Below are 13,539 nucleotides of genomic sequence, written 5' to 3'. Positions count from 1 at the left end.
AATTAGAACAACTTGCTATTCTAAACTAAATCCATTCTCTATAAACTGAATATATTTAATTGAGCTTATCAAAAAAAGTGATGATGACTGAAATTAAGTTGCCGATTATTGGTTATATGCAATCACCCTACAAAGAAAAATTTGGTATTCCACGGCAGCCCAATCTGGTGCAGGTCGAAAGTTATATCGAAATGGTCGGCCCCTATAATGATTTGCTGGCATTTGAAGGAATTGAGGCTTTTAGTCATCTTTGGCTGATCTGGCAATTTCATGACAATAAAAACCAGGACAATAGCCAGTTTCGTCCACAAGTGCGTCCGCCACGTTTGGGCGGTAACAAGAAAATAGGCGTGTTTGCTACACGCAGCATGTATCGTCCATCACCGATTGGTTTATCTGTGGTCAAACTCAAAGAAGTGAGAAAGGTTGGCAAGCATGTTCAGGTGTATGTCACGGGGAGTGATTTGCTGGATGGCACGCCAATTATGGATATCAAACCTTATATTCAATATTCGGATGCTATCATCGAAGCACAAAGCGGTTATGCACAGGATGAACCATCACGTAAAACCGTCATCTGGTGTGATGAAGCGGAGCAGCAAAAGCAACAATTACTAGGAAATGGAAAAATTTCTGTGCAGACGATTCAGGAACTAGAAGCTGTCTTATCTTTAGATCCAAGACCAGCGTATCAGGAAGATGAAGAACGGGTATATGGGATGAGGTTTGCAAACGTTGATATTCATTTCAAAATTTATGCTCAGCAAGTGGTAATTGTTGCTATCCAGCATATTCCTTTCTAGATTATAGGTTCCACCACAATAAGCCGATCAACGCCGCCATATGCAAAATCTGCACAGGCGCAAAATAAAGGACAAACTTCCAGCCACCGGTCAAAGCGGCATTGGCTGACTTGGCCAGGGCATGAGCACCTAGACCTAAAAGCAGGGCGTAAATCAAACGGAGATTGGAGGGATCACCTTGAACGACGACACTGGCCATTGCGGCATGAATCTCGAACAGAGAGGCGAGTAAGGTCCCGACCAGTAGGCCGGCATCCCCGAGCCAGACCTCCAGTCCGTAAACTCCAGCCTGAATCAATGTTAATGTGACTGCAATAATCACAGCTTCTTTTAAGCTGAACATCTGGCTGTCTGATGATTCCATGCTCGGCGCAGGTTTTGCCTTGCGCAATAATAAAAATGCACAGGCTGCCAGAAGGATTACGGCAACTAAAGAGGGCAAAAGCAGGATTTTCAGCCAGTTCCATGATACCCCTCCAACCACAATCAATAGCAGTACAATGGTCGAGATACAGGACATCAGCGCGGCACCGGCATTCGATCGTGCATCCATTTCACCTTTACGGACCTGTAAGCCCAACTGTGCGATGGTCGCCGTACTGGAAACAAAACCGGAAGCGATGGAGGATAGCATCAGGGCATTTTTAGTCGAAAAAAAGCGTTTCGCAATATGCGCCAGAGCTTGTACCACTAAAATTAAGGTCAGTAATTTTAAAATAAGATAAGGGTTAAGCACTTCGCCCCAAAAAGGTCGGTCAGGGGTAAGCGGCAGACCAATCAAAATCAAGGCCAGTAATAACAGTCCATCCCTGAACTCGGCTTCTTTGATCCATTTTCCGGCAATATTGTGCATGGTATGTTTGGCCATCAAAATACCGGTTAAGAGCACAGAAAGACCGGCTGCCAGAGGAATATTCCACAAACACATGGCGCCAATAAAATAGGTCATCACAAATGCAAGCCCTGTGGTAATGCCTGGGTCATCTGGCTGATTTTTGATGGATAAAATGACCATACCACCCACGATCAAAGCACCTATTACAGCAATCACGATTCCAAACAGGAAACACAGTGCGCCCAATAAAGCACAGATCGCAAAGGAACGTAAGCCGGCAAAACTTGGTTGCTGTTCGCGTTGCTTATGCCGTTCCCGCTCCAGACCAATTAGCAGGCCGCAGCCCAATGCCGAGGTGAGTATCGTGAGCAGTTCATGAAAAGAATGCGCATGCAGGGGAACCGCAGTCAAATCCATCTGTGACCTCAGCAAGCTAAGAGTTGATTATTTAAAAATATATGCGACCAGATAGAGTTTGCATAGACCAAAAATGTTGCAGTGGCGATCTAAATTCATTATTTACTTTCTTTTTGAGATTGAAATAGAAACGTACATTCGACAGGTCGGGAGCATGCGAAAAACTGCAAAAACTTGTTATAGTGGAGGCAAGTTTGGGGACTGATAATAATGAAATTTGACTTTGAAATTGATACGGCATGGTGTTTAGAGCAACTTTTTAAAGACGGTAAAATCAGTGAACGCGACCGAATGCTGGTACAGACGACGCATCGGCAACGTGAACAATTAAAATGGCATCCTTTGCAGTGGATCGCCAATTTTCATCTGGTCGATCAATCCCATTCTCAAACGACACTCACCCTGAACCGTTTATGTCAATGGCTGGCAGAAAAAACCGGCTTGATGTTCTATATCATTGATCCGCTCAAAGCTGATGTGCAGGCATTGACCAATGTCATGTCACAGGAATATGCATTACGTAACCGTATTCTGGCAGTAGAAATTCAGGCAGACAAAGTTCTGATCGCCACGGATCAGCCTTATAAAACCGAATGGGTGTCGAATCTCGAGCAAAATATTTCCCCGAAAAAAATACAACGGGTATTACTGAATCCGGAACAGTTACAACGTTATATTACTGAATATTATCAGGTCAGTCGTGCGGTCAGTGGTTCACAAAAATCCTCTGCCTATGACCGGGAAAATAAGGGCGTCGAAGCCTTGCTGCAACTGGGTGATTCACAGAATCCGGATGCCAATGATCAGCATATTGTCAAACTGGTGGACTGGGTGCTGCAATTTGCCTTTGAGCAGGGCGCCAGCGATATTCACATGGAACCGCGCAAAGGTACGGGCAAGATTCGCTTTCGAATCGATGGGGTGCTGCATACGATTTACAACATGCCGGCCAATACATTGACCGCGGTAATTTCCCGAATCAAGATTCTGGGCCGGATGAATGTGGCGGAAAAACGTAAACCACAGGATGGCCGCCTGAAAACCCGGACACCGAAAGGACAGGAAACAGAACTCCGTCTATCGACCTTGCCGACGGCATTTGGTGAAAAGCTGGTAATGCGGATTTTCGATCCGGAAGTACTGGTCAGAAGTTTCCAGCAACTCGGTTTTGAAGGGCATCTGCTCAATGACTGGAATACGCTGACCAGTCATAGTCACGGCATTATTCTAGTCACAGGGCCAACTGGTTCCGGTAAAACTACGACGCTTTATTCAACCTTGAAGCAGCTGGCGACTGAACAGGTCAACGTCTGTACCATTGAAGACCCGATCGAGATGCTGGAATCTAGCTTTAACCAGATGCAGGTCAATAATGGCATTGATCTCGGTTTTGCTGATGGCGTGCGCGCATTGATGCGTCAGGATCCGGACATTATCATGGTCGGTGAGATTCGTGATCAGGATACTGCCAATATGGCGATCCAGGCGGCACTGACCGGCCATCTGGTGCTATCTACCTTACATACCAACGATGCGCCGTCGAGTCTGACCCGTTTGCATGATCTGGGCGTACAACCATTTTTGACCGCAGCCACCATTCTCGGGGTATTGGCCCAGCGTCTGGTGCGTAAACTGTGTCCGCATTGCAAGCAGGAAAGCTTCTTGAATGAACAGGAATGGCAGCATCTGGCGGCAGATTATCCACTACCACGTCCGGAATTTGTCTTTAAAGCAGTAGGCTGCGAGGAATGTCGTCACACCGGTTATAAAGGTCGTGTCGGGATTTATGAATTTATGCCCCTGAGTCTGGAAACCAAGCAGTTGATTGGGGCCGATGCCAATTTGAACCAGTTACGCCAGCAGGCCAAAAAAGAAGGGGTAGAACCATTGCGTATTGCCGGCGCACGTAAAGTCATGGAAGGAATGACCACACTGGAAGAAGTCTTGAGAGTGGTGCCCTTAAATTAATTTTTGAAAATGAGGGTTTCTTAAGATTCAGCTCATCTTCGGCTGTTTTAATTGCATTATCGAAACCAAGCACAGATACACATAGAGGTATATGTAATGAAAATGATGATGAATACCGTTTTAGCAGCCACCCTGATGGGTTCAATCGCGACAGCAGCTGTAGCGAGTAACGAAACTGTGAATCAGCCCGTGGTAAATCAGGCCGCTTTTGCTCAAGTCACTACCGTTAAACAGGCTTTGGGCATGAAAGATGATAGCAATGTTCAGCTTAAAGGCTATGTGGTTAAAGCGGTCGGTGATGAAAAATATCAGTTCCGTGACAGCACCGGCAGCATCACCGTAGAAATTGATGATGAACTTTGGCAGGGCAAACCGATTTCCGCCAAAACCCCAGTGACCATTATTGGTGAAGTGGATATTGATTACAAACCGGCAAAACGCGTTGAAATTGATGTCGAGCAGCTTCGTTTCTAATTTTAATATGAACAGCTGAATTGAATCTGAAGCTTGCTCTGGATTCGAGGGTTGTAAAAAACCACATGCAAATCATACAAAAAAGCATGTGGTTTTTTTGAGTCTGGACATTTTTCAGGGCAAGATAGACAGATTGGCAAAGCGGAGCACAGCATGCGTATTCTTTTGGCAGAAGATGATCAGTCTCAGGCAGAAAGTATTCAGACCTGGCTGGAAATGGACGGCTATGTGATTGACTGGGTCGAGCGTGGCGATCATGCCATTTTGGCCATCGAACAACATCACTATGACTGCGTGTTACTGGATCGTGGACTTCCCAATGCAACGGGAGACGATATTCTAAAAAGCCTGCGCAGCATACAGAAAGATACACCGGTAATTTTTATTACCGCCCGGGACAGTATTGATGATCGGGTTGAGGGACTGGATCTTGGTGCCAATGATTATCTGGTCAAACCTTTTAGCCTGGAAGAGCTTTCCGCCCGGGTGCGTGCGCAGTTAAGACTGAAACAGAAAACGCCAAATCATATTCTGAAATGGCAGGATTTAAGTCTGGACACCCAGGCCAAGGCTCTGAATAAGGCTGGTCAGGCAATTGGTCTGACCGCGAAAGAATTTCAGATTTTATATAAACTGATGCAGCAGCCGGAACATATCATTACCCGCGAGCAACTGGAAGAATCGCTATATGCCTGGGGGGATGAAATTGAAAGTAATGCCATTGAAGTGTTTATTTACCAGTTACGTAAAAAAATTGGCAGCCAGATGATTAAAACCATCCGTGGTTTGGGTTATCGCATGCATAAACCCGAGGCATAAATATGTCTGCACCAGTCTCCCTGCAAACTCGCCTGATCAAGAATACCATGCTGAGCTCCATGCTGGCAGGATTGTTGGCGTGGTTGCTGTTACTCGGGGTTTCAAGTTATCAAGCCATTCAGCTGCATGACGATTTGATGGAACAGATTGCCGAGTTATTACTTGGGGATGTCAGACAGGCCGAAGGCGATCAGGTCGATGAAATCAGCGAGCAATTCGATATTCAATATGCGCTGTTGCTCAATCAGGATGTTTTGACCACCTCTATCGAGGATGACTTGCTCAACAGCCTACAGGCAGATGAACCAAGTGGCTTTCAGTTCGCCTATGAAAATGGCCGTTTTATCCGGATTTTGATTGCGGAAGATGAAGGATTGCAGGTCAAAGTGCTGCAGCCTTTATCGGTACGTTTTAATGAATTATGGCAAACCACCTTAAGCTTTGCCGGAATTTTACTCCTGCTCTGGTTATTGCAATGGCTGATTTTGCATGTGGGGGTGAAACGTCAATTACGGCCTTTAAACAATATTTCCAGAGCGATAGGCGCCAAGTCGGCCGAAGATTTAAGTCCGATCCGCAGTCCAGATCCTGAAATCACGGAATTGCAACCAATTGTGCAGCAGTTAAATGCCATGCTGAATCGGCTGGAAAAATCACTGCTGGCCGAACAGCGCTTTACTGCCGATGCATCGCATGAATTACGCTCGCCGCTTTCTGCCATTCAGATGCGTTTGCAGGTATTGAAACGTCAATATCAGCATGATGCCCAGTTGCCGCAAGCCCTGCAACTGATTCAAAATGATGTCAATCGTGGTACGCAAGTGCTGGAGAATTTACTCTTATTGGCACGTCTGGATCCTGAAAAAGCAGAGCAGTTGCCGCAACAGGCCGTAAATCTGAAAATGATTGTTCAGGAGGTATTACAGGCCTTGCAGCCTTTTGCCGCAGAGAAACAGATCAAATGGCAGCTGAGCATAGACGATGGCCAGATCATGGCAAATGCAGAATTAATTTTTAGCTGCATTCGTAACTTGGTGGATAATGCAATTCGCTATAGCCCAGAACAAGGTAGGATTGAGATAAAAACAGATGTTGATGCCGCAGGAGATCTGCGCTTGCTGATTGAAAATTCGGGAGCAGGAATAGCGCCGGAAGTATTGGCACATCTTGGAGAGCGGTTTTATCGGGCTTTGGGTACGCGAACTCAGGGTTCAGGTTTAGGCTTGTCCATTTGCCAGAAAATTATGGCACTGCATGCAGCTAAAATTGATTATGCGCCGTCAGATTTGGGGGGGCTTAAAGTATCATTGAGTTTTAAACATGAATCCTAATCAGAGATTAAAAAACTAAAAAGCAGTATGCGCTGATTCATACTGCTGCTTCCCACGTTTGTTATTATTAGAACTGATTTAATTATTTGGTCAGAATGAGACGGTTGTTGCGGGTCAGGCGCAAGCGGTATTCTTCACCGGCATGCATGATCCGGATTTCACGACCCAGTGCAAACAGATTGTTGGAGTGCAGCATTGGCAAGGCATGGTGAGTATCATTGTTACGAGTAAATAGGCTAAATGGGGCGTTCATTCCGTCGACTCCGTGGTGTGTTTTGGATTGATTTAAATGATAATCATTATCGAATAGGTCTGTCAACGAAATATTGAGCAATTTATAAAAAACTCTAATTTGCTTACAATCTGTAAAACTTTAACGGTTCTGTACATCATGACTAAAGCTACGATTCATGTCGCAATTGCGCTTTTATTTTATCAAAATCAGGTTCTAGTCGGCTGGCGTGAAGCCAAGCAGCATCAGGGCAATAAATATGAATTTCCAGGCGGAAAAGTTGAACAGGGCGAGCAGCCTGTCGAAGCCTGTCGGCGTGAAGTGCAGGAAGAGGTCGGGATTGATCTGGATCAGTGGCATGCATTCGATTTTATCTGTCATGAATATGAAGATGTCATTGTCAACCTACATATATTTCATGCGTCAGTGTCTGAGTCACAATTGTCAGGAATTCAACCACCCTGGAGCTGGTATGCGCGTGAACAGCTGAGCAGTCTGAATTTTCCCAAAGCCAACCAGTCCATGCTGCAAAAGCTGCAATGGCCACAACGTATTAAGATCGCAGATGATCTGGCGATTTTACATCAACTTGATCCAGATCAGATGCTATATTGGCGCGTTGAAATCACACCTGAACGGGTCATACAATTACAACAGCTTCCGATTGAACAGCTTTCCAAGCTCATGATTAATCAGGAACTCTGGTCACAGCTCAATGAATTACAGCGGCAAACGATTCGAAGCATTCACTTGAAACAATCGCAATTAATGGCTGTGCAACCCGGCCAGTTGATGCGAGGTTATCGTTATATTGCAGCCTGTCATGATCTGGCGGCATTACAGCAGGCTGAGCAGGTGGGCTGTGAAGCGGCTTTGCTCAGTCCTGTACTTGCAACACAAACGCACCCGGATACTTCGCCACTAGGCTGGGAACAATTTAAACAGATGGCAGCACAGGTACAGATTCCGGTTTTCGCTTTGGGCGGGCTGAAAACAGAAGATCTGAGCTATGCACAGAGCCAGCATGCTTACGGTATTGCCGGTATACGCAATATCTAGGTAAGCTGCTTTCCATTAGTAAGCATTTAGACAGAGACTAAAGTCCTTTTAAAGCCTGCTGGGCGTTTTGAATTGCTTTGGTATTTTTTTGCTGTTGTGCTGCTTTTAAACGGACCTGCCAAAGCTGTTTCTTCATCGCATTCGATTGTGCATAACTCAAGCCACGCAAGGCAAATGCATCTGCACGTGTAGCTTGATTTTTACGATTAGCGATCATACCTAAATACAGGTAAGTTTCAGGCGCTTGAGGTGCCAGGCGTTGGGCTTGTACAGCTGCGGTTTCAGCTTGAGAAAATTGCTGTTTGGCATAGGCCTGCTGGGTTTGCTGCATAAGACGCTTGAAAGCAGGCAGATTACGGCCATCATCAAATTTCTGGTTTTTAGGCTTTTGCTCAGGAATTACAATTTTCTGGCGTTTGATTTCAGGACGGTCATAAGGCGTAATCACGACGCCGTCTGGGGTCTGTGGTTTAGGCTTTTCTGTTGCAGGTTTGGCTGGAGCAGCTGGCTCTGGCTCAGGAAAGCTTTGGCAGCCCACCAAACTGAGGATGAGCAGGCCAGGGATGATTTTTTGTAACATAAACATAGACTCAATTAATGGCTATAACTTCCACTCGAGATAATACGGGTTTCATTCGCGAGATCTCGTTCTATTTCTGTTTCACTTTCTTGTATATAACGACTGATATCGTCCTGTTCGGCATCAGATGACTGAGGTTCTGAATCGATATCGTAAGGTTCAGTCACATATTGGGAGATACCGCAGGCGGTGGCCTGATTTGGCAAGGCATGACGTGAAATCGGAATATACATGGCACCTTCACAACCTTGGGCAGATAAATGACCGGTATAACGATCCAGCCAATGCCATTGAATTTCATTGGGTTGTGGCAGATTGACAGGTTTCTGGCGGAGCTGTTTCATGACATTGATCCAGACCGGAAGAGCACCCGAGGAACCGGTTAGGCCAGTGACTTTATTGTCATCCAGACCGAGCCAGACCACCGTCATATAGTTACCTGAATAACCGGCAAACCATGAATCACGGCTATCATTGGTGGTGCCTGATTTACCTGCAAGATTCAGATTACTCGGCAGACTGTTATAAGCTGCGCGGCCTGTACCACTCGACATGACCTGTTGCAGGCCATAATTCAGGGCATAGGCTGAAGCCGGGTCAATGGTCGGTTGTACGCTTAAGCTATAACGGTCGAGTATCCGTCCATTGGCATCGACCACAGAACGAATTGACTTGGTTGGATATTTAAAGCCACCTGTGGCGAAGTTACCATAAATATTCATCACCTCCATTGGCGACATATCCACCGCGCCTAAATAAATAGACGGATAGGATGGAATATCAGAAGTGACACCAAATTTTTTCAGATGATTAATGAAGGTAGACAGACCAAATTCTTGTCCTAAACGTACAGTAGACAGGTTATAGGATTGTGACAGCGTTTGTGACATCGGTACGACACCATGTCCACGGCCACTGTAGTTTTTCGGCGTCCAGGTCTTACCATCACTTTGTACACTAATTTCACTGTCTTCAATCGGACTGGCCCAATGGTAACGATTTGATTCCAGTGCACTCAGGTAAATCACAGGCTTTAATAATGAACCCACCTGACGTTTGGCATCTACTGTACGGTTAAAGCCGGTAAAATCTTGAGTCGAGCCAACTGCTGCAACCAGTTCACCATTTTCCGGATGCGATACCAAAACTGCACCCTGCAAGTCTTTTAAACGGCCCGGATTAGATTTGGTTAAACGTGCGACTGTCTGCTTAAAACTGTCCTGAATTCGGGTTTGAGCCAAAGGATCCAGCGTGGTGAAAATACGCAGACCCTGATTGGTCAGGTCAGTTTCCTGATAGTCAGTGCGTAATTGACGACGCACAATATCCAGGAAGTCCGGGAAACGTGCAGGGCCCAATGTTGGTTTTGAAATCACGTTCAATGGACGTGCGGTTTCTTTTTCATATTGTTCTTGGCTTAGATAGCCCATCACCAGCATATTATTCAGGACGATATCACGGCGTTTTTTCGCACTTTCAGGATTACGCCATGGGTTATATAGACTCGGGCCTTGTACCAGACCGACTAAAAAAGCCTGCTGGGAAATATTCAGTTCACGCAGTGGCAGACCAAAATAAAACTGAGAAGCCAAGCCATAACCATTAATTGAATAGTTACCATTTTGGCCGAGATTCACTTCATTTAGATAAGCTTCCAGAATTTCATTCTTGTCATAATGTAATTCAACCAGCATGGCCATAAAGGCTTCATTGACTTTACGCTTTAAGGTACGCTCAGGCGTTAAATAGAAATTTTTCACCAGTTGCTGGGTTAAAGTCGAGCCACCCTGACGTTTGCCACCGGTAATATTACTGACAACAGCACGTGCAATACCGCGTGGAGATACGCCATGGTGTTCATAGAATTTACGGTCTTCAGTTGCGATGAGCGCTTCGATCAATGGTTTAGGCACTTTATTCAGTTTGATCAGTACCCGGTCTTCGTTATGCTGTGGATAAATTCCACCAATCAATAAGGGTTCCAGTCGGGCAATACCGCTAGAAGATGGCTTGGTGGCGCTGACCTCAGTCACTTGGTTAGCATTAAAACTCACTTTCAGAACTTGTTCCGGTTCAACCCGATCACCAAAATCAAAGCCACGGGTATGTACATATAAAGTATTTCCCGTAGTGACAAAATTGCCCGACTTGGCATAACTATCCGAGTTTTTATAACCGAGTAATTTTAATTCTTGTTGGAAATCCTGCTGACTGACTGGGGCATTGACGTACACTTCCATTGGACGTGCGAAAACTTTCGCCGGAATATCCCAGCGTTGACCTTCAAATTTTTCGCGTACAATATTATCTAATTTAATCAGGTAAATACTAAATACGACAAAGATGGAAATGACTAAAATCGAGAAAATTAAGGCAAAAAACCCCATGCCACGTTCAGATTTCATAAATACTTATAAGATCCTGTGAAATTGTGCTAATCATGCGAAGCTTTTAATCATTTTGCAATATTTAATCAATAAATGCGCTTAAAATTAAAATCAAAGCCCACAATTTCTCCTTAATTCAAATATATTTCAAATAATTTGCGACGAGCTAGCATCCTGTTATAAATTATCATCCAGGTATAGCTTAATGCTATGATATGCAAGATCCGTAGCGGAGCGACGACACTGGTGCAAATTTCCCATAAAACCTTTCGAAATATCGGGTTAATAGGACGTCCTGATAAATCATCGGTGGTTGAAACCTTATGTCTTATTCATGATCATCTTCTGAATTTAGGCCTACATCCTGTTTTTGATGCAGCGACAGCTGAACTCGTTCCATATAACAATACCCAAACTGTCAGTCGTGCTTTACTTGGTGAAGTCGTTGATCTGGTCATTGTGGTAGGAGGGGATGGTTCGCTTTTGCATGCAGCACGCGCACTGGTCAAGTACAATACTCCTGTGATCGGCGTTAACCGGGGGCGTCTGGGATTCTTAACCGACATTAAGCCAACCGAAGTCATCTTTAAGTTGGATCAGGTGTTAAAAGGTGATTTTCAGACTGAGCGACGTTTTTTACTCGAAGTCGAAATTCGCTCCAAAGGCGAAGTGATTTACGATGCGATTGCACTGAACGATGTGGTACTGCATTCAGGAAAATCGGTGCATATGATCGATTTTGAACTGAATATTGACGGACAGTATGTCTATCGTCAGCACAGTGATGGCCTGATTGTATCGACGCCGACCGGCTCTACGGCTTATGCACTTTCTGGGGGCGGGCCAATTGTCCATCCGAGTATGGATGCGATTGCGCTGGTGCCGATGCATCCGCATACCTTGTCTTCACGCCCGATTGTGGTCGGTGGACACAGCGAAATTAAATTACTGATTCGTGAAAATCGCGTACTGCCGATGGTCAGTGCGGATGGACAACACAGTGTGTCTTTGAATGTTGGCGATAGCGTCCATATTCGCAAGCATCCCTTTAAACTGAATCTTCTGCATCCACCGGGCTATGACTTTTATAATGCCTGTCGAACCAAACTGGGGTGGAATCAGGACTTTGATTATTTTAAGCAGGATTAAATCATGAATATTGAACAAATGCTTGCCGTACTCAATCCTGAGATTGTTGAACGCCTAAGAACAGCAATTGAAATTGGAAAGTGGCCAAATGGTGTAGCCCTAACTCAGGAACAACGCCAGACTTGTATGCAGGCAGTCTATGCCTGGGAAATGAAAAACTTGCCTGAAAATGAGCGCAGCGGTTTTATCGATCGCGGTACTAAAGAAGAAGGCGAGGAATGTGATGATGATCATCACAAGAATGAACCGGAATTCAAGCCAATTCGTTTTGTCTAAGCACTGAGGTCGAGTCAGTCGAAAGATATTTAAAAAAGCATTGTTCAATGAAGGAACAATGCTTTTTTTCTACACATTTCAAAGTTTAAACGGTGTGACGATTCACCCATAATTCTTTGGCTTTTTGCATCGCAACTTCATAGCTTTTACATGCACCCATGCTATACAACGCAATGCCCATGGTTTCCGTAACCGCAATCTCGCCATATTCATGGCTTTGCTGACCATCCCATACTGCTTTAAATAAGGCCAGATCCAGTTCTTCCTCAACCGGACTACGATTGTCAGTCAGTTTCGGTAGTTCATATTCGTACAGTTCGCCATCTTTAATACCGCAGATCAAAGTTTTGGCATCCGGATTACGCTCAAATTCGCCCCCTTCACCTTTAATTACCGCACTATTTTTATAACCTAAGCGGAAAGCCGCCTGTTGGTGCGAACCCCGATACGCCGGATGGAAAATTGCTTGCAGCGTTGCTTTGGCATTAAACGGGTTAATTAAACGAGCCAGCGTATGAATCGGGGAGCGCAGTCCCATTACATTTCGTAGGCCAATCAGATCTGCCAGAATCGGAGAAATCACCTCTAACGGGATATAGGCAAAATGTCGTTGCTGTAATTGCTGCTCCACTTCATCATCATTTTGACAGATTGGATAGCCTAAGCAAGTTAACACTTGTTCGGTATAAACCCGGTTCATGGTATGACCAGCGGCACCATGCATCACAATAGTATAACCATGCTTGGCCAACGTCAGTGCTGCCAGAATAAACCATGGATAATGCTTGCGCTTGCCTGCATAAGAGGACCAGTCCAGATCGACATCCAGCTGCTTAAAGTCAAGCTGGTCGCGTGTGGCCTGAACAAAACCGGCTAACTCATCTACAGACTCTTCTTTGACCCGCAATAACATCAAGAACGCCCCTAGCTGCACATCGAGCACTTCATCTTTCAGAATCATGCTAAAGGCTTGATAGGCTTCATCATAGCTGAGGGAGCGGGCGCCATTTTTTCCTTTCCCCACGATGCGTACATATTGGGCAAAGGGATGTTCGAAATCTTTATAAATATTTCTTTTGGTATTCATAACTTATACAGCTTGCAGCAAATATTGGGGTCAATGAGGAGGGTCTAAAATTAACAAAGCTTTCAGTATACGGAAAACAGGCATTTAAATCTGATTATCGACTAATGTCTAATTCAATGCGA

At 45.0% G+C, this 13,539-nt stretch carries 13 protein-coding genes; 8 read left to right on the top strand and 5 right to left on the bottom strand.

Features of this window, described 5'->3' with window-relative positions; all coding sequences use genetic code 11:
- The first annotated feature begins 83 nt into the window (after positions 1-83).
- Positions 84-803, top strand: a complete 720-nt coding sequence (tsaA, locus tag FTV30_RS07270) for a tRNA (N6-threonylcarbamoyladenosine(37)-N6)-methyltransferase TrmO (protein ID WP_180001325.1) — start codon at positions 84-86, stop codon at positions 801-803.
- Between the two features lies 1 nt (position 804).
- Here the strand turns inward: tsaA and FTV30_RS07265 are convergent, their stop codons facing one another.
- Positions 805-2,055 carry an MgtC/SapB family protein gene (locus FTV30_RS07265; protein ID WP_180001324.1) on the bottom strand — a complete coding sequence of 417 codons (1,251 nt, stop codon included), beginning with the start codon at positions 2,053-2,055 and terminating at the stop codon, positions 805-807.
- A 210-nt stretch (positions 2,056-2,265) separates the two neighbouring features.
- On the opposite strand from FTV30_RS07265, the gene FTV30_RS07260 reads away from it, so the two are divergent.
- From FTV30_RS07260 to FTV30_RS07245, 4 genes are all read left to right on the top strand, one after another.
- Complete coding sequence (locus tag FTV30_RS07260; protein ID WP_180001323.1) at positions 2,266-4,023, top strand: GspE/PulE family protein; 1,758 nt, start codon at positions 2,266-2,268, stop codon at positions 4,021-4,023.
- Between the two features lie 96 nt (positions 4,024-4,119).
- Entirely contained in the window at positions 4,120-4,497 is a 378-nt protein-coding gene (locus tag FTV30_RS07255) for a NirD/YgiW/YdeI family stress tolerance protein (RefSeq protein WP_005097478.1), read from the top strand.
- 153 nt (positions 4,498-4,650) lie between these two features.
- Positions 4,651-5,316 (top strand): response regulator transcription factor, encoded by a 666-nt coding sequence (locus FTV30_RS07250; RefSeq protein ID WP_005170211.1) that lies wholly within the window; start codon positions 4,651-4,653, stop codon positions 5,314-5,316.
- A 2-nt stretch (positions 5,317-5,318) separates the two neighbouring features.
- A complete protein-coding gene (locus FTV30_RS07245) occupies positions 5,319-6,647 on the top strand; it encodes a HAMP domain-containing sensor histidine kinase (RefSeq protein WP_180001322.1) in 1,329 nt (442 codons plus the stop codon).
- A gap of 82 nt (positions 6,648-6,729) precedes the next feature.
- Here FTV30_RS07245 and hemP read toward each other — a convergent pair whose 3' ends face one another.
- A complete protein-coding gene (hemP, locus tag FTV30_RS07240) occupies positions 6,730-6,900 on the bottom strand; it encodes a hemin uptake protein HemP (protein ID WP_004645578.1) in 171 nt (56 codons plus the stop codon).
- Positions 6,901-7,038: 138 nt separating this feature from the next.
- Here hemP and FTV30_RS07235 point away from each other — a divergent pair, with 138 nt between their 5' ends.
- Positions 7,039-7,938 (top strand): NUDIX domain-containing protein, encoded by a 900-nt coding sequence (locus FTV30_RS07235; RefSeq protein WP_180001321.1) that lies wholly within the window; start codon positions 7,039-7,041, stop codon positions 7,936-7,938.
- A 37-nt stretch (positions 7,939-7,975) separates the two neighbouring features.
- Here the strand turns inward: FTV30_RS07235 and FTV30_RS07230 are convergent, their stop codons facing one another.
- On the bottom strand, positions 7,976-8,518 hold the full coding sequence (locus tag FTV30_RS07230) for a hypothetical protein (RefSeq protein ID WP_005170216.1): 543 nt from the start codon (positions 8,516-8,518) through the stop codon (positions 7,976-7,978).
- Positions 8,519-8,532: 14 nt separating this feature from the next.
- On the bottom strand, positions 8,533-10,923 hold the full coding sequence (mrcB, locus tag FTV30_RS07225; RefSeq protein WP_180001320.1) for a penicillin-binding protein 1B: 2,391 nt from the start codon (positions 10,921-10,923) through the stop codon (positions 8,533-8,535).
- A gap of 192 nt (positions 10,924-11,115) precedes the next feature.
- On the opposite strand from mrcB, the gene FTV30_RS07220 reads away from it, so the two are divergent.
- Positions 11,116-12,054: an NAD(+) kinase gene (locus FTV30_RS07220; protein WP_005097467.1), complete on the top strand. Its 939-nt coding sequence runs from the start codon at positions 11,116-11,118 to the stop codon at positions 12,052-12,054.
- 3 nt (positions 12,055-12,057) lie between these two features.
- Positions 12,058-12,330, top strand: a complete 273-nt coding sequence (locus FTV30_RS07215; protein WP_005097466.1) for a YeaC family protein — start codon at positions 12,058-12,060, stop codon at positions 12,328-12,330.
- Positions 12,331-12,415: 85 nt separating this feature from the next.
- On the opposite strand, the gene FTV30_RS07210 is transcribed toward FTV30_RS07215, so the two are convergent.
- Positions 12,416-13,417: a glycosyl transferase family protein gene (locus FTV30_RS07210; RefSeq protein ID WP_074383310.1), complete on the bottom strand. Its 1,002-nt coding sequence runs from the start codon at positions 13,415-13,417 to the stop codon at positions 12,416-12,418.
- Positions 13,418-13,539: the final 122 nt, after the last annotated feature.

The organism is Acinetobacter sp. YH12255, assembly GCF_013417355.1.
GTDB lineage: Bacteria > Pseudomonadota > Gammaproteobacteria > Pseudomonadales > Moraxellaceae > Acinetobacter > Acinetobacter pseudolwoffii.
Note: the sequence above shows the minus strand (reverse complement) of the source record. Positions and strands in the feature narration are given on the sequence as shown.

Coding starts and splice junctions, on each gene's coding strand:
- FTV30_RS07255 (WP_005097478.1), top strand. CDS start 4,120: ATGAAAATGATGATGAATACCGTTTTAGCAGCCACCCTGATGGGTTCA.
- FTV30_RS07235 (WP_180001321.1), top strand. CDS start 7,039: ATGACTAAAGCTACGATTCATGTCGCAATTGCGCTTTTATTTTATCAA.
- FTV30_RS07210 (WP_074383310.1), bottom strand. CDS start 13,417: ATGAATACCAAAAGAAATATTTATAAAGATTTCGAACATCCCTTTGCC.
- FTV30_RS07260 (WP_180001323.1), top strand. CDS start 2,266: ATGAAATTTGACTTTGAAATTGATACGGCATGGTGTTTAGAGCAACTT.
- tsaA (WP_180001325.1), top strand. CDS start 84: ATGACTGAAATTAAGTTGCCGATTATTGGTTATATGCAATCACCCTAC.
- hemP (WP_004645578.1), bottom strand. CDS start 6,900: ATGAACGCCCCATTTAGCCTATTTACTCGTAACAATGATACTCACCAT.
- FTV30_RS07265 (WP_180001324.1), bottom strand. CDS start 2,055: ATGGATTTGACTGCGGTTCCCCTGCATGCGCATTCTTTTCATGAACTG.
- FTV30_RS07215 (WP_005097466.1), top strand. CDS start 12,058: ATGAATATTGAACAAATGCTTGCCGTACTCAATCCTGAGATTGTTGAA.
- mrcB (WP_180001320.1), bottom strand. CDS start 10,923: ATGAAATCTGAACGTGGCATGGGGTTTTTTGCCTTAATTTTCTCGATT.
- FTV30_RS07230 (WP_005170216.1), bottom strand. CDS start 8,518: ATGTTACAAAAAATCATCCCTGGCCTGCTCATCCTCAGTTTGGTGGGC.
- FTV30_RS07220 (WP_005097467.1), top strand. CDS start 11,116: ATGATATGCAAGATCCGTAGCGGAGCGACGACACTGGTGCAAATTTCC.
- FTV30_RS07250 (WP_005170211.1), top strand. CDS start 4,651: ATGCGTATTCTTTTGGCAGAAGATGATCAGTCTCAGGCAGAAAGTATT.
- FTV30_RS07245 (WP_180001322.1), top strand. CDS start 5,319: ATGTCTGCACCAGTCTCCCTGCAAACTCGCCTGATCAAGAATACCATG.